20 protein-coding genes and 1 pseudogene are annotated in these 23,706 nt (G+C 36.9%); 19 read left to right on the top strand and 2 right to left on the bottom strand.

The annotated features are described in order from the left end of the window. Nucleotides 1-60 precede the first annotated feature (60 nt). The 9 genes and pseudogenes from KHA97_RS13735 to KHA97_RS13695 form a co-directional block, all read left to right on the top strand. On the top strand, nucleotides 61-1,683 hold the full coding sequence (locus tag KHA97_RS13735) for a Na/Pi cotransporter family protein (protein WP_213125280.1): 1,623 nt from the start codon (nucleotides 61-63) through the stop codon (nucleotides 1,681-1,683). A gap of 250 nt (nucleotides 1,684-1,933) precedes the next feature. Beyond that, on the top strand, nucleotides 1,934-2,704 hold the full coding sequence (locus KHA97_RS13730) for a gluconate 2-dehydrogenase subunit 3 family protein (RefSeq protein WP_213125279.1): 771 nt from the start codon (nucleotides 1,934-1,936) through the stop codon (nucleotides 2,702-2,704). Between the two features lie 38 nt (nucleotides 2,705-2,742). After that, complete coding sequence (locus tag KHA97_RS13725; protein WP_213125278.1) at nucleotides 2,743-4,458, top strand: GMC family oxidoreductase; 1,716 nt, start codon at nucleotides 2,743-2,745, stop codon at nucleotides 4,456-4,458. Between the two features lie 15 nt (nucleotides 4,459-4,473). After that, nucleotides 4,474-4,689: a twin-arginine translocase TatA/TatE family subunit gene (tatA, locus tag KHA97_RS13720; protein WP_213125277.1), complete on the top strand. Its 216-nt coding sequence runs from the start codon at nucleotides 4,474-4,476 to the stop codon at nucleotides 4,687-4,689. 9 nt (nucleotides 4,690-4,698) lie between these two features. Next, nucleotides 4,699-5,430: a twin-arginine translocase subunit TatC gene (tatC, locus tag KHA97_RS13715; RefSeq protein WP_233713476.1), complete on the top strand. Its 732-nt coding sequence runs from the start codon at nucleotides 4,699-4,701 to the stop codon at nucleotides 5,428-5,430. Between the two features lie 21 nt (nucleotides 5,431-5,451). Then, complete coding sequence (locus KHA97_RS13710; protein WP_213125275.1) at nucleotides 5,452-6,186, top strand: polysaccharide deacetylase family protein; 735 nt, start codon at nucleotides 5,452-5,454, stop codon at nucleotides 6,184-6,186. Nucleotides 6,187-6,253: 67 nt separating this feature from the next. Next, nucleotides 6,254-6,961: a pseudouridine synthase gene (locus KHA97_RS13705; protein ID WP_213125274.1), complete on the top strand. Its 708-nt coding sequence runs from the start codon at nucleotides 6,254-6,256 to the stop codon at nucleotides 6,959-6,961. A gap of 213 nt (nucleotides 6,962-7,174) precedes the next feature. Next, nucleotides 7,175-7,720 (top strand): NADPH-dependent FMN reductase, encoded by a 546-nt coding sequence (locus KHA97_RS13700; protein WP_213125273.1) that lies wholly within the window; start codon nucleotides 7,175-7,177, stop codon nucleotides 7,718-7,720. A gap of 464 nt (nucleotides 7,721-8,184) precedes the next feature. After that, nucleotides 8,185-8,532: pseudogene (locus tag KHA97_RS13695) on the top strand (YciI family protein); the annotation flags it as partial. A 235-nt stretch (nucleotides 8,533-8,767) separates the two neighbouring features. Here the strand turns inward: KHA97_RS13695 and KHA97_RS13690 are convergent. Beyond that, nucleotides 8,768-10,468, bottom strand: a complete 1,701-nt coding sequence (locus tag KHA97_RS13690; RefSeq protein WP_213125271.1) for a M3 family oligoendopeptidase — start codon at nucleotides 10,466-10,468, stop codon at nucleotides 8,768-8,770. 195 nt (nucleotides 10,469-10,663) lie between these two features. Between KHA97_RS13690 and KHA97_RS13685 the strand changes: the two genes are divergently transcribed. From KHA97_RS13685 to KHA97_RS13640, 10 genes are all read left to right on the top strand, one after another. After that, nucleotides 10,664-12,430, top strand: coding sequence for a cache domain-containing sensor histidine kinase (locus tag KHA97_RS13685; protein ID WP_213125270.1), 1,767 nt, complete (start codon nucleotides 10,664-10,666; stop codon nucleotides 12,428-12,430). Further along, nucleotides 12,427-13,968, top strand: coding sequence for a response regulator (locus tag KHA97_RS13680; RefSeq protein WP_213125269.1), 1,542 nt, complete (start codon nucleotides 12,427-12,429; stop codon nucleotides 13,966-13,968). Before KHA97_RS13685 ends, KHA97_RS13680 begins: the two co-directional genes overlap by 4 nt. A 135-nt stretch (nucleotides 13,969-14,103) precedes the next feature. Next, nucleotides 14,104-15,420 (top strand): extracellular solute-binding protein, encoded by a 1,317-nt coding sequence (locus KHA97_RS13675; RefSeq protein ID WP_213125268.1) that lies wholly within the window; start codon nucleotides 14,104-14,106, stop codon nucleotides 15,418-15,420. 50 nt (nucleotides 15,421-15,470) lie between these two features. Further along, nucleotides 15,471-16,343 (top strand): carbohydrate ABC transporter permease, encoded by an 873-nt coding sequence (locus KHA97_RS13670; protein WP_213125783.1) that lies wholly within the window; start codon nucleotides 15,471-15,473, stop codon nucleotides 16,341-16,343. A gap of 21 nt (nucleotides 16,344-16,364) precedes the next feature. Beyond that, nucleotides 16,365-17,246 (top strand): carbohydrate ABC transporter permease, encoded by an 882-nt coding sequence (locus tag KHA97_RS13665; RefSeq protein ID WP_213125267.1) that lies wholly within the window; start codon nucleotides 16,365-16,367, stop codon nucleotides 17,244-17,246. A gap of 160 nt (nucleotides 17,247-17,406) precedes the next feature. Further along, nucleotides 17,407-18,495, top strand: coding sequence for an alanine racemase (locus tag KHA97_RS13660; RefSeq protein ID WP_213125266.1), 1,089 nt, complete (start codon nucleotides 17,407-17,409; stop codon nucleotides 18,493-18,495). A gap of 14 nt (nucleotides 18,496-18,509) precedes the next feature. Next, on the top strand, nucleotides 18,510-20,114 hold the full coding sequence (locus KHA97_RS13655; protein WP_213125265.1) for an N-acyl-D-amino-acid deacylase family protein: 1,605 nt from the start codon (nucleotides 18,510-18,512) through the stop codon (nucleotides 20,112-20,114). Between the two features lie 17 nt (nucleotides 20,115-20,131). Further along, entirely contained in the window at nucleotides 20,132-20,596 is a 465-nt protein-coding gene (locus KHA97_RS13650) for a RidA family protein (RefSeq protein ID WP_213125264.1), read from the top strand. A gap of 32 nt (nucleotides 20,597-20,628) precedes the next feature. Next, nucleotides 20,629-21,624, top strand: a complete 996-nt coding sequence (locus tag KHA97_RS13645) for an N-acetylglucosamine kinase (protein WP_213125263.1) — start codon at nucleotides 20,629-20,631, stop codon at nucleotides 21,622-21,624. Nucleotides 21,625-21,654: 30 nt separating this feature from the next. Next, a complete protein-coding gene (locus KHA97_RS13640; RefSeq protein ID WP_213125262.1) occupies nucleotides 21,655-22,752 on the top strand; it encodes a polysaccharide deacetylase family protein in 1,098 nt (365 codons plus the stop codon). 564 nt (nucleotides 22,753-23,316) lie between these two features. On the opposite strand, the gene KHA97_RS13635 is transcribed toward KHA97_RS13640, so the two are convergent. Then, nucleotides 23,317-23,691 (bottom strand): VOC family protein, encoded by a 375-nt coding sequence (locus tag KHA97_RS13635; protein ID WP_213125261.1) that lies wholly within the window; start codon nucleotides 23,689-23,691, stop codon nucleotides 23,317-23,319. Nucleotides 23,692-23,706: the final 15 nt, after the last annotated feature.

The raw sequence follows: 23,706 nt of genomic DNA, 5'->3' as shown, positions 1-23,706 counted from the left end.
TTTCTTCATTAAGATTGTGGGGTAGAAGTATGTCGAATAATAATACTTAGGGGAGAAGACATGGATTTGCAATCATTACTTTTTCTGTTTTTTGGAGGACTAGGTATATTCCTTTATGGAATTAAGTCAATGGGGGATGGCCTTCAAAAGGTTGCTGGAGATGGGTTGAGAGAACTGCTTGACCGTTTTACTACGAGACCGATCATGGGAGTTTTAACCGGTATAGTCGTAACGGTATTAATACAATCTAGTTCAGCGACAACCGTTTTGACGATTGGACTTGTAACGGCCGGCTTTATGACATTAAGACAAGCCATTGGCGTCATTATGGGTGCCAATATTGGAACTACTGTCACAGCATTTATTATCGGGATTAATGTTTCCGAATACTCGCTACCTATTCTTGCTTTTGGTACATTCTTGATTTTCTTCTTTAAAAATCATAAAGTGAACAATATTGGACAAGTATTTTTTGGCTTTGGAGCACTATTCTTTGGGCTTAGCTTGATGGGAGATGCGATGAAGCCTCTCCGCAGTGCACAAGTTTTTATGGATATGATGGTTAATTTAAGTGATCATCCGCTTCTAGGTGTAGGAGTTGGTACACTATTCACTGTCATCATCCAAAGTTCCTCAGCTTCCATAGCGTTGCTGCAAACATTGTATGACCAAGGTGCTATAGATTTGAATGCAGCGTTGCCTATTTTGTTTGGAGATAATATCGGTACAACGATTACTGCAGTTTTAGCTTCCATTGGTGCTTCTATTGCTGCAAGAAGGGCTGCGTTAACACATGTGCTTTTTAATATAATAGGAACGATACTTGTTTTAATTTTGTTCATACCATTTACACATTTAATTGAATTTTTCCAAGCAACATTTGATTTAAATCCAAAAATGACGATTGCATTTGCTCATGGGACTTTTAACGTGACAAATACAATTATTCAATTCCCATTCATAGCGGTTCTTGCATGGATTGTAATTAAATTAGTCCCAGGCGAAGATACTTCTATCGAATATAAAGCCGTTCATTTAGGTGAACAATTTATTCGTCAATCTCCTTCTATCGCACTCGGTCAAGGGAAAAAAGAAGTTCTTCGCATGGCTGAACTGGCAGATAAAGGAATGGAAGAGGTAGGTCAGTACTTTAAAACACAGGGTAAGAAACAAAGAGAGCTTTTGCCACAAATTGAAGATGCCCTAAACAATTTAGATAAAACAATAACAGAATATTTAATTCAAATATCCTATCACTCGCTCACTGATCAAGATTTACACACACACCATACACTTATGAATACCGTCATTAATCTTGAGCGAATTGGTGATCACATAGAAAATCTTATGGAATTAGTTGATAGCCAAATAAAAAATAAAGTGGTATTTTCTGAATCAGCATTAGAAGATTTGGATGAAATGTTTGAGTTAACCGTTTCTACTCTAAGACAAGCTGTATTAGCATTAGAAACCAATGATATCGAACAAGCAAAAGCTGTTCTTGAGAAGGAAAAAATCATTGATAGTATGGAACGCGATCTTCGCAAAAAACACATTAAACGCTTAAATGAAAATCAATGTACGGGAACAGCTGGAATTGTCTATGTAGATATTGTCAGTAATTTAGAAAGAATCGGAGACCATGCCGTAAATATTGCGGATGGGGTTATTAGCGAAGTGTAATATTGATGAAAGAGCCTTACTTTTAGAAAAGTAGGGTTCTTTTTTTTGTGAAAAAACACATTTTTTAAGCCATTGTGTCTTTATTTCTGGTTACGACTTTAAGTTTGTTCGGGATTTCTCTATTTGTTCGTAAAGATTTTTTGCCTTCTCCGAAGTGTTTTTCCTCCTTTTCTTTTTTGTCCCTAAATGTGTGTATAATTCCTTCTTTTGTAAATAATAACATCAACATTTTAGGGAAAGGAGTTATGACATGAGTGAACAAAAAGACAATAAACAAATGACCCGTCGGGAATTCATCCGTAAAGGGAGCTATGTTGCTGGTGGAGTTATTGGTGGTGGAGTATTGGGTGGATTGATTACTCAGCAAGTGCTGAAGCCGAATAATAACAATCAAGGTGCAACTCCTACGGAAAATGGGGAAGTTGAACGTTTTACACAAGCTATGATGTACTTTTCAAATCCTGAGGAATTTAATGTTCTTTCCCAAGCATCAGAACGAATATTTCCAGCAGATGATCTTGGTCCGGGTGCTATCGATTTAGATGTTCCTTATTATATCGATCATCAGTTAGCTGGAGCTTGGGGGCATAATGCACGTGATTATATGATGGGCCCTTTTTATCCCGGACTTGAAACACAAGGCTTTCAATCCCATTTAAGAAGAAATGAAATCTTTAGTCAAGGCATTGGTAAAATCCAAGAATACAGTCAAAAAAAATATAATAAACGATTTACGGAACTATCAGAAGAACAACAAGATGAAGTGTTAGGGGCATTTGAAAAAGGTGATGTGCCTATGGAAGGAGTCACTTCCAAAGATTTCTTTACATTGCTTCGAATGGCGGTTTTGGAAGGTGTCTATGCAGATCCTCTTTACGGGGGAAATCGTGATATGGCTGGATGGAAGATGAAGAACTTCCCAGGCAACCAAATGAGTTATTTAGACAAAATTGAGGCAACAGACTTTTTGGTCATTGAACCAGTCAGTCTCCACGCCCACATGCCTTCGCACGGAAAATAATACAACAACAGTAAATTCAGATGGAAAGGAAGAATAAAGTGGCTAAAACTCTACCGAAAACAGATGTTGTCACAGTTGGAGTTGGTTGGGCCGGGGGGATAATTGCAGCCGAATGTGCAAAAAACGGTTTAAAAGTTGTTGGATTAGAAAGAGGCGGCGGTAATCGAGATACTGTGGATTATTCAATGGTCCATGATGAACTACGTTATGCCATTCGTTACGATCTAATGCAAGATGTGTCAAAAGAGACAATCACGTTTCGAAATAAACTTGATCAACGGGCATTGCCGATGAGGCAACTTGGATCTTTTTTACTTGGTTCCGGAGTGGGCGGGGCAGGGGTTCATTGGAATGGACATACGTTTCGCTTTCTCCCATATGATTTTGAACTAAAAACGAAAACAATTGAGAAGTACGGTCCGAAAAAAATCAAAGACGGTTATTTAATCCAGGACTGGGGCATTACGTATGACGAGCTCGAGCCTTATTACGATAAATTTGAAAAAACGTGCGGTATTTCTGGTGAGCCTAATCCTTTAGGCGGTAAAAGAAGCAGCGACTATCCAACTCCACCGATGAAAAATACAGTTATGACAAATAAGTTTAAGGAAGCGGCAAAAAAATTAAACCTTCATCCTTTTTCTATGCCATCCGCAAATTTATCGGTGGCCTATACAAATCCCGATGGTGAGAAGCTTAATGCTTGTCAATACTGTGCATTTTGTGAACGCTTTGGTTGTGAATATGGAGCAAAGTCTTCTCCTAATGTGACGGTCATTCCAACTGCAACAAAAACAGGGAATTTTGAAATACGGACGCATGCAAATGTTGTTGAAATCCTCCATAAAGGTGGAAAAGCAACGGGTGTGAGGTATATTGACACAGTCAAAGGCGAAGAAGTGATTCAGCCAGCGGATGTTGTAGTATTAACGAGCTATGTATTGAATAACACAAAACTTTTACTCGTTTCTAAATTAGGAAAGCCATATGACCAAAAAACAGGTACAGGTGTGATTGGGAAAAATTACTGTTATCAGCTTAACCCTGGGACAACGGGCTTTTTTGAAAATGAACGCTTTAATTCCTATATGGGTGCAGGTTCTCTTGGTCAAGTAGTTGACGATTTTAACGGTGATAATTTTGACCATAGTGATCTTGATTTTATTCATGGAGGAGCATTTGTCGTTAGCCAATCCGGATATCGGCCAATTGCAAGTAATCCAGTCCCACCTGGAACACCATTATGGGGGAAAGAATTTAAACAGAAATCAATTAAATATTATACAAGAACGATTGATGCATGGTACGAAGCGGCTTCGATGCCTCACCGGAACAATTATCTTGATTTGGATCCAACTTTTAAAGATGCGTATGGTGTCCCTTTGTTGCGCATGACGTATAACTTCACGGATCAAGATCGAAAATTAAATGATTATTTAAATACGCAAAGCGATAAAGTAATGAAAGAAATGGGTGCAGATACGATTATGAATTATGGGGCGCTGCAAGATTATAACATTGTTCCGTATCAAACAACCCATAATGTTGGTGGGGTTGTCATGGGAGCTGATCCAGTAATTTCAGCAGTGAATAACTATTCGCAAATGTGGGACGCTGAAAATGTGTTTGTTGTAGGAGCATCTTCATTCCCTCATAATAGCGGTTATAATCCAACTGGAACATTAGGTGCTCTCGCCTATAGAGCAGCAGAAGGTATTCAAAAATATAGTAAAACGGGTGGACAGCTCGTATAACAAAGGAGAATGTGTATGTTTTTTCAATCAATTGGCGTTCCTGGATTAATTATCATCTTAATTATTACGCTTATCGTATTTGGTCCTAAAAAACTTCCGGAAATAGGGGCTGCCTTCGGAAAAACGTTGTCCGAATTTAAAAAATCCGCAAATGAAATTATGAGTTCCGATGAAACGGAGAAAAAGGCAGAAGAGGTCATTCAGCAAGCCACCGATCCGATTAAAAAGTGAGGTCTTATGATGGATAAAGAAAAAGCGTTAATGGAGCACTTGGGAGATTTGCGGAAAGTGATTATTTATTCTGGTCTCTTTTTTATCATTTGCTTCGCCATTTTTATTATTTTTATCCAGCAGATGATTCCGCTCATTACAAAGAGTCAAAAATTAACGATGCTCGGACCATTAGATGTTATTCGTTTTTACACAGGGGTTGCAGGCAGCTTAAGTTTAGGCGTGTCGGCCCCTTATATTGGTTTTTTGATTTGGCGTTTTATCCAGCCAGCTTTGACAGATAAGGAAAGCAAAAATGCGATTAAATATATTCCAGCTATGCTGCTTAGTTTTATATGCGGACTTTCATTCGGTTACTTCGTAGTATTTCCCTTTGCATATCATTTCCTAATGAGTTTAGGTACTGATAATTTTGAGATGATGATTACGACTCAAAGCTATTTTTCTTTTCTCTTAATGACAACCATTCCAATGGGCTTCCTGTTTGAAGTTCCGTTTGTTTTAATGTTTTTAACCGCAATCGAATTGGTCACACCAAATCATTTATCAAGTTTCAGGAAATATGCATATGTCGTCATGGCGATTGTATCAGCCATCATTACGCCTCCTGATTTTGTATCGCAATTGATTGTCCTATTTCCACTGTTTATTTTATATGAAATCGGCATCGTCCTTTCCAAATTTGTTATTCAAAATAAAGAAAGAAAAGAACTTGCAGAGGAACAAGTTCCGCAAGTTTAACTTCAGGAGTGAAGGATTCCTATGAAGAACCTTGCCTTATTCCTTTTAAGTGTTTTTATATTAATACATCCATCAACGGCATCGGGTGAAACGAAAATTCCAATCTTAATATACCATTCCATCGATGAATTTAAAGGCCACGGTTCCAAAGAGTTATATGTAAGTCCGGAGAATTTTGAGAAACAAATGATGTATTTGAGGGACCATGGCTTTACTTTATTAACATTTGAGCAATGGAATGATACCAAAAACGTAGATAAACCTATTTTTATTACGTTTGATGATGGATATAAAAACAATTTAAATGTCTTTGCTATTTTTAAAAAACTAGAGACGGCCCATTTTAAACCTAGGGGTACCATGTTCGTGATATCCGATTTTGTCGGCCGTTCAAATCGCCTATCAAAATCTGAGCTAAAAATGTTGGCAGATTCCGGATTTTTTTCAATTCAGTCCCATACTGCCACTCGTCCAGATTTAACGAAGGTAAAAGATTATCAGTATGAATTGAAAGAATCGAAAGAAAAAATTCAGCGTATGACTGGCCAGCCCGTAATCGCTCTTGCTTATCCGTATGGAGATTACAATGACAAAGTTTTGGCGGAAACGAAAAAATATTATTCCTTTGGACTGACGACCATTCCAGAATATTTTATTGAAAAAGGAATGAAAGATGAACGGTATCTTTTGCCAAGACTCTATGTAAAGTATTCGACTACAATGGAGGAATTTGTGAATTTGGTTCACGGAAAGTGACATGCTTTGACATTGGCATGTCTTTTCATTTATGATGTTTTCTACCAAGTGTCAACAGGGGGCTTATATGCGGCTGAATAATTATATTAGCTCAACAGGTCTTTGCTCGAGAAGAAAAGCAGACGAATTGATCGCCCAGAAAAAGGTAAAGGTAAACGGAGAAATAGCCGTTCTAGGACTTACCGTCGGGCCGGAAGATAAAGTAGAAGTTGAAGGTAAGCTTTTGAAAAAGAAACACAAAGATGTTTATATCGCCTTGAATAAGCCGGTTGGTATTACCTGTACGACAGAAAGGCATATTGAAGGAAATATTATTGATTTTGTCAATCATCCCGAGCGGATTTTTCCTATTGGAAGGCTTGATAAAGATTCAGAAGGACTCATTTTACTTACGAGTGACGGAAGTATTGTGAATGAAATTTTACGAGAAGAAAATCAACATGAGAAAGATTATATAGTAACAGTAAACAAAAATATTTCCCCAACATTTATCGATGCCTTGGCCAACGGGGTTAGGATATTCAATCCTGTAAAGAAAGCATATACCACAACGAAGAAATGTAAGGTCGTAAAAATCAATGATCGAAGCTTTAAAATTACCCTTTCGCAAGGTCTCAACCGTCAAATTAGAAGAATGTGTTCTCATTTTGGCTACAAAGTTATCAAGCTGAAGCGAGTTCGAATTGCACATATTAGCTTGAACAATCTTCCAATTGGGAAATGGCGGGATTTGACTGAGGAAGAGGTAAGAGAGTTTACATCTAGGAAAAAATAATAAGGTTGATTAAATAAACTAATGAGGGGATATTATGTTCAATAAATGGGCATGTATCCTCTTTTCTATGAATATTAGATTTTTAAATAGATATTTATTATTATATCAACACTACATACCAGCTAATTATCGGAAAATCACCTGAATCTGACAAGGAATTGGAAGAAGGATATAATAAGATATAGAATTTGAAGTTTGATTGGAGGAGGTCTTTTGAGGATTGTCGGTATTTCCGGTGCGCTTTCAGGTCAAAAAACATCACAAATGGTTTACGATTGTTTATATGCTGCGAAGAAAGCCAATTCGGATGTAGAATTTGAGTTAATTGATCTAAAGGATTTTGATATAGAGTTTATGCAAGGCTTGCCGTTATCTTATTATAATGATGAGACCCAAACAGTCGTGAAAAAGATTTTGAAAGCGGATGGTATGGTGATTGGTACGCCGATTTATCAGGCTTCGATTTCTGGGAGCTTAAAAAACTTGTTGGATCTAATGCCAGAGCGAGCTTTTAATGGTAAAGTTGTCGGTTATATTTCCAATGCAGGTTCGGAAAAACATTTTATGGTGGCGCAATACAATTTGGAGCCGATCATTCGTTTTCTTGGTGGGATTATTCCTCCAAAAAATGTATTTGTTAACTTTGACCACTTTGATCCTGAGGATAATATCATCATCGATAAGCGAGTGAAGGAAAGAATTATGGATTTTGGAAAGATGCTTGTCGAGATGACAGAGCGGTTGGGTAGTGATTATTAAGGCTTACGACTCTTTTCTATTGTGAAAAGAGTTTTTTTATGAATATTTTTGGCTATGAACGAGAATTTATGCTCATTTGCTTATATTTACTGGTAAAATTAGGGTGAAAGTGCAATTTGAGGAGTGTAATAGTTATCTTTAAACAATTTATTGTTTTTGACAGTCTTACCAATGTTTGGGGTATCAGTAAACTTGCTAAAGAAACGAAACCAGGTGTTACGCTTGCCAACTATTTGAAGCCAAAATAGGGGGGATTCTGGGGTCAGGAAAATTAATGAGCGAACATGTCAGTAAAGCGGACTAAAATCCGAGTTACCAAGTTGAATAGGATTTAAGGGTAAATTAGCAGCCATTCTTTTAGAATTTCTCTTATTTTTTATCAATATGTCGATTTTGAAGATACCGGATCGTTGTATTTATAAAGAGGTCAATTTTTGCCTCTAAAAAAGAAGGAGGAAATTGTTATGCTGTTTATGTTGATTGTCAAAGCCTCGAAGAATTCGGAAGGCGCAAATCTCCCAAACCCAGAGCTCATGGAAGCTATGGATAAGTACAATGAGGAACTAGTTAAGGCGGGCGTTCGGGTTATGGCTAAAGGACTTCATCCAAGTTCAAATGGGATTCGCATTTCTTTTCCGAAACCAGGGGAAAAGCCGGTGGTTACGGATGGCCCATTTACGGAAACGAAAGAATTGATTGCCGGGTTCATTCTGATTGATGTGAAGTCAAGGGAAGAAGCTATCGAGTGGGCCATGCGGATGCCGGACCCGCAAGGACATGGGGAAGGTCAGATTGAATTGCGTCAAGTATTTTGAGGCGCCGGAGCTGACCGAGGAACTTTTAAGCAAGAACTGAAGCTAATTATTGGTTGGCGGCTCTTGTTTTTAATTCCACGAACTGGTGCTTTACTTTAATAAAGGTAAAAGGGCGCGATTGAATAAGAAAAGGACATTACATATTAGTCATAACTAATATGTAATGTCCTTCAATTTATAAGTCTTTCCTTTTTAGAGGTCTTGATAAAAATCTAAAGAGGGGTTTCTCATTTTATAGTGCTTTATCATCAACTTGATCTAACCAAGTCTGAATCGTCCCAACGACAGATGCCACACAACCTTCTTCGAATGGTGAAATCAGATTAGCCTCTTTCACTAAGCCAGTAAAGGATTTACTGCCACCTTGCTTACAAAGGTGGATATAATCTTTCCAAGCTTCTTCATGGTTCTCTTGTGACTTTTTCCAAAATTGGAATGCACAAATTTGCGCGAGTGTATAATCAATGTAATAAAATGGTGATTCATAAATATGACCTTGTCGCTGCCAAAATCCACCGTTCTCTAAATATTCGTTTCCATCATAATCACGATGCGGTAAATATTTTTCTTCGATTTCTTTCCATGCTTGCTTTCTCTCAGCAGGAGTTGCATCAGGATTTTCATAGACAAAATGCTGAAACTCATCAACTGCAACACCGTATGGTAAAAATAATAGAGCTCCACTAAGGTGCGAGAATTTGTACTTATCTGTTTCCTCTTGAAAGAATAGTTCCATCCACGGCCAAGTGAAAAATTCCATACTCATTGAATGGATTTCACAAGCTTCATAGGTTGGCCAGCTATATTCAGGAATTTCAAATTGACGGCTTGAATAAACTTGGAAAGCATGTCCCGCTTCGTGGGTCAAAACGTCAATATCTCCAGAAGTGCCATTAAAATTAGAGAAAATAAATGGAGCTTTATAGTTTTCTATATACGTACAATAACCGCCGCTTGCTTTTCCTTTTTTAGCTACTAAGTCCATCAAGTCATTTTCATTCATAAAGGAGAAGAATTCGTCTGTCTCCGTTGACAACTCAGAATACATTTTCTTGCCATTATCGATAATCCATTCTGGTGAACCCTTTGGAGTTGCATTACCGGAAACAAATTGAAATCCTTCATCATAAAATTTTAGTTTATCAACACCGATTCGCTCCTGCTGACGTGTACGTAATTTAGACGCAAGTGGTACGATGTATTCTTTTACTTGATTACGGAATGTTGCAACCATTTCTCCATTATAGTCTGTACGAGACAAACGATAGTAGGCAAGTTCAACAAAGTTCTTAAACCCAAGCTTCTTAGCAATTTCTGTTCTAACTTTTACTAACTCATCGTAAATACGGTCGAATTCTTCTTCATGCTCTGCAAAAAATCCAAACTTTGCTTCACTTGCTTTTTTCCTTATTTCACGGTCCTTTGATTCCATAAAAGGGTCAATCAGGGCAAGGGTTCTTTCTTCCCCCTCAAACATGATTTTTGCAGATGCGACAAGCTTTGTGTACTCAGACGAAAGCTTGTTTTCTTTTTGCAAAAGAGGAATGATCTCAGGAGAAAATGTTTTTAGCTGACATTCAGCTAAATCAAACAACTGTTTTCCAAATTTATTTTCTAATTCAGAACGAAACTTTGAAGAAACTAATGCTTCATAGAATTTAGATGTGAAGCCTTCTATAATAGGAGAAATTTCATCCATATAGTCATTTTCATTTTTGTAAAATTCATCATTCGTATCAATCGTGTGTCGAATATAACAAATATTGAACATCGTCCCTAGATCATTGCGAATTTCGTTTATTTTATTCATCGCATCACTTTGCTCTTCAACACTTGCTGCATTTTTAAACTTTTCAAGCTCAGCATTGAAAGCTGCTTCAGCTTCTTCCATGTTTGGCCTTGTATACTTATACTCTTCAAATTTTACTGTCATTAAAAGCACCTCACTAAATTTTCAATCTTTTTACTAGTTCTCTAATAGTCTAGAAAATTCCTTTCGCTTTTCAAAATAAAACGCTTAATAATTTTAAAAGAGTTATATCAAAAAAGTAAATAATATAAACATTGTAACTTTTTCTTATGATAGAATAATACGACAACTAGTATATAACTAAAAAGGATTGAAAAAATGAAGTTTTTAAACCGTTATTCATTAAAACAGAAGCTAACGGCGATGACTCTTGTTTCTATATTAATACCCATTCTTTTTCTTGGAATATATTCTTACAAAATTGCCGCAAAACTTTCAGAAGAAAAAGCAATCATGTCTGGGGCAGATACGTTGCAACTACTAAAAACAAATATGGAATTTATGTTAGTAGATGTTGAGAATATGTCCATATTTCTTATTGGAAATGATCAGATTCAAAGTTACCTATCAAATCCGGAAAAAGGTGTAATAGAAAAATCCTCTATCTCCGGCTTTTTAACAAATTTAACTTTTTCTAAAAAATATATTTCGAATATATACCTAAAATCAACAAACGGTGGTCCTGTCATTACGGCAACCGCCAAAATACAAAATGTTGACCAAAACTTAGTTGAAAAATATATGGATTCCAATCATGTAAATTCTAAATGGTGGTCTTCTCTCGATGAAGGTATGACTCCGGTAGGATATCAAAGGGTACTTACGTTGTCGAGACCAATTCGAACTCTACATAAGTTTGAAAATGTTGGCTATTTATCTATAAGTCTTGATATGAATTATATAACAAAGCAATTACTCAATAATGATTTGGCTAATGATGGAACCGTTTTATTATTAAATGAAAACAATCAAATCATTGCCGGGTCATCGAAAAAGTGGCTAAACCATGATATTAATGAATTATATCCTAGTTTGGGAAGGATGGGTCTTGAGTCGGGTGTAATAAAGATAGGCAAAGGAAAAGAACTTAAGACGATTTTATATTCGAAAATTCCGGATGTTAATTGGAGCATAATTGGTGTGATTCCGGCAAAAGGATATTTAGATCAGAATCATTATTTCCTAGTTTTATCATCAATTGCAGTCGCCTTTGCATTAATATTGGCAGCGGGACTTGTGCTATTTTTATCCCAAAAGGTAATTGGCCCTTTGATAGCTTTAACTAGGGCCCTTAGTAACCCTAATCCCGCCTTGCAAGTATCAAAGCTTAAAGTTACTTCTGAAGATGAAGTAGGTCAGTTGATTAAGAGCTATAACAAACTTAATAATCGTATTCGAAAATTAATGGATCGTGTAAAACAAAATGAAGCTTTGAAAAAAGAAATGGATATGCTTGCATTACAGGCGCAAATAAACCCACATTTTTTATATAATACGTTGTCTTCCATTCAATGGATGGCTCTAATGAATAAAGATCAAAAAACCGCTAAAATGGTGAGCTCGTTAAGTGAGTTTCTAAGATTCAGTCTTAATAGAGGAGAAGAGTTCTGTGCTGTCTCTCAAGAAATTAGTCATGTCAAAAACTACGTAAATATACAGTCATTAAGGTATCCTGATAAAATTGATTTTGAGATTTCTACAGAGCCACACCTTGAAGACAAAATGATGTTAAAACTTCTATTACAACCTATTATTGAAAACGCCATCATGCATGGAATACTAAAAATGAATGGAAAAGGAAAAATCTTGGTTGTTGTGAAATCCGACGAATCAAAAATGAAGTTTTCAGTGACAGATAATGGAATAGGCATGGATGAAGAACAAGTGAAAAAAATTAATAAACAATTATACGAAGAATCAATAAAAAAGATTGCTATTCAAAAAGAGAGTTATGGTTTAAAAAATGTTCACAAGAGATTAGTTCTTTACTATGGACAATCAGCAGGACTGAAAATTAGTAGTAAAAAAAATGAAGGAACAATAATATCATTTGCAATTCCTTTTTTGGAGGGATCCTCACAATGAAAGTATTAATTATCGATGATGAAGTAATCATTCGAGAGGGGATGAGTTCTGTAATCGATTGGGCTGGTAATGGATTTCAACTATTAGAGCCCGCAGCATCTGCGGAAGAGGGACTAGAAATAATTAGAAAAGATTTACCAGATATTATATTTACGGATATTAAAATGAATGGAATGAGTGGCTTAGACATGGCTAGCCAAGTAAAGAGGGAATATCCTGAAATTGAAATAATTATCCTTTCTGGCTACGATGAGTTTACATATGCACAAAAGGCAATCCGTGAAGGAGTTAATGAATATTTGTTAAAAACAAGCGGACCGGAGGAAATTATCCAATCTGCACTTAAGGCAAAGGAACGAATCTTTAAAAAAAGAGAAGAGAATGATCAAAATTTAAAAGGAAAGATTGTAATAAAAAGAAATTTATTAGAAGGTTTAGTTTTAAACCATGCAGATCCTCAAATTTGTACAGCTTTTCCTAATTTAAAATTGGAGAATAGTGATGAAAGACTACAAATTTTATTGATATTTCTCCACGAACAAAACATAAGTGAACCAGATTATATATTATTATATGATCTTTTGAAAAAAGAGTTGGGGGGTACCAGTGAATTTGAAGTTTTGCTTTGGAAAGATTGTGTTTTATTAATAAGGAAAAACAAACAATTACAAAGCGAAATAGAATGGATGAAAAATAAGATAAAATTGATAGAACATGAATTAAATTGTAATTTATTCATTGCTGTTGGTTCTAATGTAAAGAAGATGGAGGATATTCATCAATCATATACAAATGCTAAGCAAGTAGTAAATTATAGATGGATAATGGATTTTAAAGGATATGTTTTTTACGAGCAAATCAGAGAACGAAAAGGTATGAGAAGAGTATGTACGGTTGATGAAGAGGCTGAATTTATAACTATATTAAAATCAGGTAGCAAAGAAAAGGCAAAAAAATGGATCAATCAACTTTTAACACAGTTAAAACAAGATAAAGAAATCACTCCAGAATCATTTGAACTGTATATAAAATCCTTAATTATAGCTGGATATCGTTGGTTAAGTAGAGTAGCTTCATCACTTGGGAAGTTCCCGCCAAACCAGGAGTGGAAGTTAATAGATAATAGTGCTTGGTTGATCAATCCTGAAAAAGTAATGAGAATATATATCGCAAAAATTATAGATAAATTTTTGCAACTCTCTCAAGAAAATAAACATTACACGCAAAAAGCTATTATATACATACAGGATCATCTAGACCGAAATATTACTTTACAGGAAGTTGCCGATTATGTTCACATAAATCCAAATTATTTTAGTGAAGTGTTTAAACGTGAAGTTGGCAAAAGTTATATTGAGTTTGTAAAGAATGCAAGAATGGAAAAAGCAATATCTATTTTGATAGAGACACCAGCTAAAATTAGTGATGTTGCTAGACAAGTTGGTTATGAAGATATTAAATATTTCAGTCAACAGTTTAGGAAATACACAGGATATACTCCGTCAGATTATCGGAAGAGAATGGATAATATAGGTTAATTTTTTAAGTAGAGTTTTTTTATAGTTTGCTATAACCTGAAAATCATCTACCCATAAACTGAGAGTTGTCCCCTTAGCGATATAGTATGTATTTAATATAATTACTAGCAAGAATAACATTAAGGGGGATTAACTTTGAGAAAAAATCTAATATTTGGTTTAGTATTTATACTTGTTTTTTCAATTCTCGCTGCTTGTAGTGGGGATAAGAAAGCTGGGAATAGCAAAGACAAAGGTAATGAAAAGATAAAACTTTCAGTATGGCATAACTTTGCCGGTGATGATTTACGTGCAAAAGCAGTACGTGCTCAGATTGATAAGTTTGAGAAAGATCATCCAGAAGTGGAACTAGATAAACAAGCAATACCAGTTGATGGTTTTAGGCAAAGATTGAAAACGGTTGCTGCAGCTAACGAAATGCCCGATGTATTTTTCTCTTATTCAGGAAGTTTCACTGAGGAGTTTTATGACGGCGGTTTAATTCAACCTATTACTGACCTTTGGGAAGAAAAGCAGGAATGGGCTGAGAAGTTTTTACCGGGATCAAAAGAAATATTTACTTATGATGGTGAAATATACTCTGCTCCGGTAGCAATGTCAGCAACATCTTTCCTCTATTATAATAGTGAATTATTCGAAAAGTATGATGTAAAGGTTCCTACGACATGGGACGAACTTATGACTGCAGTAAAAGTGTTTAATGAAAATGGAATTACTCCTATTTCGTTGGGTAATAAAGCAGCGTGGCCAGCCCAGTCATCTGTTTTTGGTGTAATCGCTGATCATGTAACAGGAACAGATTGGTTTTTAAAAGCGATTAATAACGATGGAGCTAGTTTCACAGATTCTGAATTTATTGAAGCTTTAGGTTATTTTAAACAACTAGTTGATGAAAAAGCGTTTCAAGATGGTGCAAATAGTATAGACAATACGCAAGCTGAACAATATTTTGTACAAGGTAACGCTGCTATGATGATCAACGGCTCTTGGGCAATTACTAATTTAGCTTCTTCTGTTTCAAAAGAGGAATTGGAAAAAATTGAGGTTACTGTTGTTCCTTCTATTGAAGGTGGTAAAGGGAAGCCAAATACAATGACAGGTGGACCTGGTGCTGGATTTGCAATGAGTAGTAAAGTAGAGGGTAAACAACGAGATTTAGCTAAAGAATTAATTTTTGCAATTGCTGGTCCGGAAGGGCAGAAGGCAATCGCTGAAAGTGAATCATTAGTTATGTATGATGTTGATATTGATAAATCAAAAGTATCCGATTTGTATTATAAAGCATTTGAATTAGTTAAAAACGTTAATTTTGCACCTGTTTACGATCTTTATTTATCCTCCGCTGGTGGAGACGCTATTAATCAAGGATTACAAGAATTGATGTTGGGTGGAAAGCCTGAGGATGTTGCAAAAAAACTTCAAGATGCCCAATCTAAAGCAGTTGCTGAATAAGAAACTTGATTATTAGTTCTCTTCATAATTGCAGAGAGGAGGAATTGACCATAGCTACAACAAAACGTTTAAAAGGATTTTTATTAATAGCATTGATACCATCACTGCTAATTTATACGACTTTTGTAATACTTCCTATCTTTTGGTCAGCATACTATGGTTTTTTTGAATGGAGAGGTATGGGAAGTGCGAAGTATCTTGGTCTAGCTAACTATATCGAGGTTGCTCAAGATCCTATCTTTTGGAGAGCATTAAAAAATAATTTTATTATTATTGCTGCATCGGTTTTTGGACAAGTACCGATTGCATTAGTTCTAGCCTTAATACTTTATAAAAATTCTTTTGTTCACCGCTTTGTCCGTTCTGCTGTTTTTATGCCTATGGTGCTATCGACAGTAGTAGTAGGTTTAATATGGGGCTATATGTATCATCCACAATTTGGTGTAGTTAATTTTGTATTGGAGAAAATAGGGCTCGAGTCTTGGACAAGAGCCTGGCTCTCCGATCCAAAAGTAAATATGTATGCAGTTTCTGTTCCAATTATTTGGAACTTTATTGGGCCATACCTTATCATCTTTATTGCTTCATTACAGAATATACCATCCGAAATCAACGATGCAGCAAAACTGGATGGAGCTGTTGCTCATAAAAAATTATTTTACGTTACCCTACCTATGATATGGAATACGATAAAAGTAGTTATTGTTTTATGTATATCTGGAAGTTTGAAAGCTTTTGATCAAGTTTTCGTAATGACTGGAGGGGGCCCAGCTCAAACAACGGAACTCCTTGCCACATATATGTACAATAATACTTTTAATGTGTACCGATATGGTTATGGTTCCGCCATTTCAACCATGATAATTATCATAAGTTTGCTGTTAATTTTGGCAAGCCAAGCTGCTATGAAACGAAAAGACTAGATTTACGCAAGGAGGTGCCAAATGAACACAAATATACAAACTACTGCTAACTCGAATTTATCTACTGATAAAAAGGGTGTTATAAATCTAATTAAAATAGGACTTGCTAATTTAATTCTGTTGGTATTCGCCTTTGCGATGCTGTATCCCTTGTACTGGTTATTTATAAGTGCATTCAAAACAAATCAAGATTTCTTTTCTAATCCGTATTCGTTCCCTACCCACTGGGTGTTAGAAAATATAACAAGAGCCTGGGAGTTGGCTGGATTAGGAAAGGCTATGATTAATTCAACCATTGTAACGTTTGCAGCTTTGATTCTAACAATATTTTTAGGTGCACTAACTGCATTTGTACTTTCTAGATTTAATTTTCGTCTTAAGGGTCCATTAATGGCTTTCTTTGTTCTTGGTATGCTAATTCCGATTCACAGTACATTGGTTCCACTTTTTATCATGATGAATAAAATTGGAATTCTTGATACTTATTGGGCACTAATTCTACCGTATACGGCTTTTGAATTGCCCCTAGCAATATTTATTATTGCAGCTTATATGACTTCACTTCCAAAGGAGATTGAGGAAGCAGCCTTAATTGATGGAACAGGATATTGGGGCACATTCTTCAGAATAATATTACCATTATCGGTTCCAGCTATGGCTACAGTTGCAATATTGGCTTTCCTCCGTTATTGGAATGAATTTGCTTTTGCATTAGTCTTTATTAACGATCAGGCTCTGAAAACTTTACCATTGGCTCTTACTATATTTTCTGATGGATTTGGAACTGACTATAGCTTAACAATGGCAGCAATGGCGGTTGCAGTTATACCAACAATTATTATTTATCTTATCTTTCAAGAGCAAATCATGAAAGGTATGGTTGCAGGATCTGTTAAAGGATAAATGTTAGTTTAGTTTATTACAAAATGCTGTCATTTTTTGATAGCATTCTTTTTTTGATTTTCTTTTAATATTATTCGAAAATTTTTCAATTCATATGCTAAAATAAATATGTTATAACAAATTTAAGGGCTTTCACAAATTGATGATAGGGAGGATCCATATGCTCGATACTCCAAGTTTAATTATTGATGAAGAAAAGATGAAAAAAAATATTAAGAAGTTGGCTGAAATTGCAAAGAAGCATGGTGTAACGCTTCGACCGCATACAAAGACGCATAAAATTCCCGATATTGCTAAGAAGCAAATCGCTACAGGGGCTAAAGGGATTACAGTGGCAAAGGTCGGGGAAGCTGAGGTTATGGCCGAGCATGGCATAAATGATATTTTTATTGCGTATCCGATTGTCACTGAGGCAAAAATTGAAAGGGTTGCCGAGTTGAGCAAGTCTATTAATCTCATTATTGGTGTTGATAGTCTTGAAGGGGCTACTAAAATATCCGAAGTGGCAAAACGGCATCAAATTTCCATTCAAGTAAGGTTGGAAGTGGATATCGGTTTTAGAAGAACGGGTGTCTTATATGATGATGCGATTAAACTCGCTGCAGAGTTGCAAAATATGGACAATATAGAGTTCCAAGGAATTTACACGTATCGTGGATTTTTTATGAATGGCAAACCAACGCTTGAGCTAGAAAAGGCGGGTGTTGAAGAGGGGCAATTAATGGTTGACCTTGCAGAGCGTATGCGTAAGGAAAGAATCCAGGTGCGGGATATAAGCGTGGGGTCTACTCCGACTGCTCCATATGCCGCAATGGTGAAAGGGATTACAGAAGTAAGGCCAGGCACGTATGTTTTCTACGATCGAATGCAGGCAGCATTAGGCTCATGTTCACTTGACGAATGTGCAGCCTATATTCAGGCAACAGTTATAAGCCGTCCTTCTGAAGATTTAATGATCATCGATGGAGGAAGTAAGACGTTTGCAACAGATGTTGGTCCAAATAGTGATCCACTATTTTTAAAAGGATTTGGGCATATTGTTGAAGCTCCTCATGCCATACTCGAACGATTATCAGAGGAGCATGGAATGGTCAAAATCAACAAAGAAGATCCGTTTAAAGTCGGTGATATTGTCCGTGTCATTCCGAATCATATTTGTAGTACTGTCAATTTGCATGACAAGGTTTTCCTAAAGCATGACGATCAATTCGAAGAAAAAATCGTCTATGCTCGCGGAAAACTTTCCTAAAGGTGTGTGAGACGATGCTCGATTGTATCATTAAGAACGGAAAAATAGTGGATGGAACTGGTAACCCTTGGTTTTATGGTGATGTTGGAATTAAGGATGGAATGATTGTAAAGGTTGGGTCCGTCGACCAAGAATCCCGTCAAATAGTAGATGCCAAAAGACAAGTCATCTCTCCTGGTTTCATAGACGGGCATTGCCATTCGGATTTGATGATTTTAAATTATCCAAATAGCGAAATTAAGCTGCAGCAAGGTGTAACGACTGAGGTTGTTGGAAATTGTGGACTGTCTCCCGCTCCTTTTTTCGGAGAATATAGGCATCTGCTTAAGGAATATGTTCAACCTGTCATCGGCTCGTCCCGAAACGAGTGGTCTTGGAATACGGTTGAGGAATATGTCGCTGTGATTCGAAAGGCGCGGCCGGCAGAAAATATTACTACGTATGTTGCCCATGGAACATTAAGGATATTGGTAATGGGCTTTGCCAAAAGGGCCGCAACAAAAGAAGAAATCGAGCGGATGAAAGTCTTGCTTGAAGAAGGGTTAAAGGCTGGGGCAATTGGCTTGTCAATCGGACTTTTATATGCGCCTGGAAGTTATTCGTCCAAAGAAGAAATCGCGGAATTATGTTCTGTTCTTCCAAAGTATAACGGTCTTTTTTCCACTCATATAAGAGGAGAAGGAAACAACTTAATTCCTTCTATTAAAGAAGTAATTTGGATTGCTGAAAAAGCGGGAGTACCGTTGCATGTCAGCCACTTGAAGGCGGCAGGAAAAAGGAATTGGGGATTAGTGCAAGACGCGATGGAACTCATTACCGACGCAAGGGAAAGAGGACTTGATGTCACATGTGATGTGTATCCATATTCGGCAAGCTCCACGATGCTGTTAACGGTCCTTCCTCCATGGGTGTTAGAAGGAGGGGTCCAACAAACGCTAACCCGTTTTAAGGATAAAACAATCCGTGAAAAAATTAAGGACGAATTAAGTAGAGAGCAAGATGAGTGGGATAACTTAGTATGTTCGACTGGCTGGAACAATGTCATGATTTCTTCCGTTCAAACTGAAAAGAATCGTAGTTTAGAAGGAAAAAATATTGCAGAAATAAGCGAGATAAGGGGAGTCCATCCAGTTGACTGCATGCTAGACCTATTGTTAGAGGAAAATGGGAACGTTTCAATTGTTTATTTTCTTATGTCAGACGACGATGTAAGACAAGTCATAAAGTGGGACAATTCTTTGATTGCATCCGACAGTCTACACTGCGATACAGGTAAACCTCATCCTCGTCTTTATGGTTCATTTCCAAGAGTTTTCGCGAAGTATGTTCGCGAGGATGGCGTTTTATCGTTGGAACAAGCTGTACGGAAAATCACATCTTTCCCAGTAAAGCGTTTTAATTTAGGTAAACGTGGATTACTTGTTCCTGACTATGCTGCTGATATTGTTGTTTTTAATCCTGACACCATTCAAGACGAAGCCACGTATGAAAATCCTAAAAACTATCCGAATGGGATTCATTATGTTTGGGTCAATGGAAAAATAACTTTGCAAAACGGGATTCATACGAATGCAAGGGAAGGTGTTTTCATACCATCAAGCAGTTGTTGTAACCATTAATGAAAGGAGATTTATATATGTCAAAAATTGAACAAAGATTACAAGAGTTAGGAATTACATTGCCGATTCCTGGGGAACCGAAATTTTCGTACATCCCATGCAATCAAACGGGAAACTTAGTCTATACATCCGGGCAGGATTGCCGAATCGATGGGGAATTAATGTACACTGGTAAGCTTGGTAAAGAATTAACGATAGAACAAGGTCAGGAAGCAGCTCGCCAAACCATTATTAATTGTTTAGCAGTTTTAAAGGCGTATTTAGGAGATTTGGATCGAGTCGTGAAAATTGTAAAACTACTAGGATTCGTTAATAGTACTCCTGGTTTTGCTGATCAACCATACGTTATGAATGGTGCGTCTGATTTATTAGTAGAAGTATTTGGTGAGAATGGCAAGCATGCACGTTCAGCTATTGGGACTAGCGATCTTCCTTTTCATACACCAGTTGAAATTGAATTGATTGTAGAAGTTCGCGATTAATATAAAGAAAAATAGAAGGGGATAGATACATTATGAGATATGTATTGGGAGTCGATGGGGGAGGAACGAAAACATATACGGTGATTACTGATGAAAACGGCAACAAGCTAGGTGAAGGACTATCTGGTAGAGGTAATCATCAAGGTCACAGTATAGAAAGTACGTTGAAAAATATAAAAGATTCAATAGATCAGGCATTAGAGATGGCTGGACTGCAATATAGCGATATTGCTTTTGCGCAATTTGGGCTAGCAGGGGCTGACCGTCCATATGATTTTTCTATTCTTTTACCTGCGCTTGAAACTTTGCCGTTTAAGTCTTGGGATTTAGTGTGTGACACGTATGAGGGCTTGAGAATTGGAAGTAAGACGAATACAGGTGTCGTACTCGTTTGTGGAACGGGAACAAATTCCGCTGGTAGAAATAAAGAGGGCATGATGGTACAAACAGGTGGGATGGGTTATCTATATGGTGATGGTGCTGGTGGATCCGATATGGCACAGGAAACGTTTCGTGCGGCAGTTAGATCTTGGGAATTCCGAGAAGGTCCTACCATTTTAACGAAAAAAGTACCTGAGTTTTTCGGTTTTGAAAATATGGAACAGCTAGTAAATGATTTTCTCGATCGTGAAATTTATCGAGTAACTGCAAGGTTGACCGTCGTTCTTCATGAAGCTGCTAATGAAGGCGATGAAGTAGCGATTAAAATTTTAAGAGAAACAGGAAAAGAACTAGGAATAGCAGCTAATTCAGTGATCAAAAGGTTAGGCGGCTTTGTAGGTGAAAACGTTCCAATCGTCTTAGTAGGCTCTGTTTTCCAAAAAGGAAGAGATCCGCATTTATTAGATTCATTAAAAACAACGATTGAAAAGGAAAACGCGGATATTACGCTAGTCATTCCTGAAATCGAGCCGGTATATGGTTCCGTACTTCTTGCAATGGATCATCTAGGAATTGAAGTGGGTGACGAAGTTTACGAAAAGTTCGAATCCTATAAAATTGATTATCATAAAGAAATAGAAGCATAAATTAGCAGCTTTAGAAAAGGGGTAGTTTAGATGGTTAGTCAAATTTTTAGAGGGAATACGAATGACCCGCATTTTGCATTGACTTTTGATGATGGCCCTCATCATGTACCGTTGGAAAATTGGTTAGAAGCGTTAGAACAATGTGGCGCTGCAGGAACGTTCTTTTTTACAGGTGAATGGATTGACAGACATCCTGATAAGGCAAGAATGATCATTGAAAGAGGTCATGAGCTTGCTCCGCATTCTTATCACCATAGAAGAATGGCTGAAATACCAAAGGATGTATTCTTAGAAGAAATAAAGTTAGTTGAATTGGCATATCAAGAAGCAACTGGAAAGCCTTGTCCGACATTCATGAGATTTCCGTATTTAAGCTTCAGAGAGGAAAACTTAGATTGTTTGTCTGAACTAGGATACGTAGATATTGAAGGTGACGACTCCGGCGATTGGGCAGGGTTGACATCACAACAAATCGTCGAAAACGTAACACCATTTTTCAAGAACGGAGCAGTCGTTGTTTTCCATGCGAATGATGCGGCGAAAGGGACACCGGGCTCATTAAAAACCTTAATTCGACTTGGACGCGAGAAAGGTTTGAAGCCTGTAAAAGTATCGGAAATATTAAATGGTTTAGGCATGCCACCTTCTGAGAGAACTTGGAAAATCTCCATTGACGTTCCATCTCCGGAAAAGATTACTCATACAATTCAAACTTGGGAAATAATACAAAGTAAAGAGGAGCTTCAAGTTCTAGCACAGCAATCAATGGAATGGGGAATCAGTCAGGCTCCTACAGGCATGGATTCAGAAAATAATTGGCTTATACAATTGTCAGAGCCACTAACAGTAAATGGAATAACTGAGGACCGAAACTTATTCTTTGGTTGGGTAATGGCAGGAGAATATTGGGGCTACGCACGTTTTGCAAGAAAGGATAACGAACTCATTCTTTTAGACTTTGCAACAAGAGAAGCTCAAGCAGATGCAATGGTATATATACTACGTTGGGCAGCAAAGAAGGCAAATGAATTAGGCTGCACTAAAATTTCAGCCACTCGCGAAATGCGCAGACTAGAAAAAATGTGCAACCAACTTGGCTGGGATTCAGTCATTGAGTTAGATCAATAAGATATTGCGCCATTACGGGTAAACAGTGATGGCGTTTTTTCTTGGTGTGGACCGGATTAATAGAATAGCATTTTCCTTATTGGATTGAGTAGTTCTAAAGTGGTTTTTTCGATGAAAAAGAAAAGAAGAAGAGTTTCAACGATAATTATTGTAGTATTCTCGACCAAAAAGAAAAGAAGTGGGCTTTGCTCGAGAATTAGTGGGTTATTCTCGACGAAAAAGAAAAAAAGTGGGCCTTGCTCGAGAATTAGTGGGTTATTCTCGACAAAAAAGAAAAGAAGTGGGTTTTGCTCGAGAATTAGTGTGGTATTCTCGACGAAAAAGAAAAGAAGTGGGCTTTGCTCGAGAATTAGTGTGGTATTCCCTACGAAAAAGAAAAGAAGTGGGTTTTGCTCGAGAATTAGTCGGTTATTCTCGACGAAAAAGAAAAGAGCTGGACTTTCCTCGAGAATCGAGGTGGTATTCGCGAAGAAATCAAAAAAACGCTTAATTTCGTCGCGAATCAGTCCTGTAATCACAATCCTAAAGAAAAATCACAAAGCCCTTCCACCAATCATTTCGGTTTTAAACCTGTACCTCACTCATAATCGCATGCACATTGTCTTCACTATCTTTAAAGAATGCCATCCATGTCTCCATATTATCCATTTTAGCAATTAAGTGAGGTTCATCTATAAACATAACCCCTTTTTCCTTCAACAATGGATATGTATCATGGATATGAGCGACTTGGAAGTAAATAACTGAACTTGGGTGGGCGAATTCTTGATTTTCAGGGAGGCTCAGCATAACTCGTATTCCATCGCATTCGAAGAAAGCCATTGTATCTGTGTTAAAAAGCAACGGTAACCCAAGAGATTCTTTATAAAACGACAGTGCTCTTTCTAGGTCTTTAACAGGGACTCCAATTTGACCAATTTTTTGTATTCCAATGTACATGATTTACTCACCCTC

The organism is Lederbergia citri (genome assembly GCF_018343625.1).
GTDB lineage: Bacteria > Bacillota > Bacilli > Bacillales > Bacillaceae_C > Lederbergia > Lederbergia citri.
The sequence above is the reverse complement of the archived record's forward strand: the minus strand, read 5'-3'. Positions and strand labels throughout refer to the sequence as shown.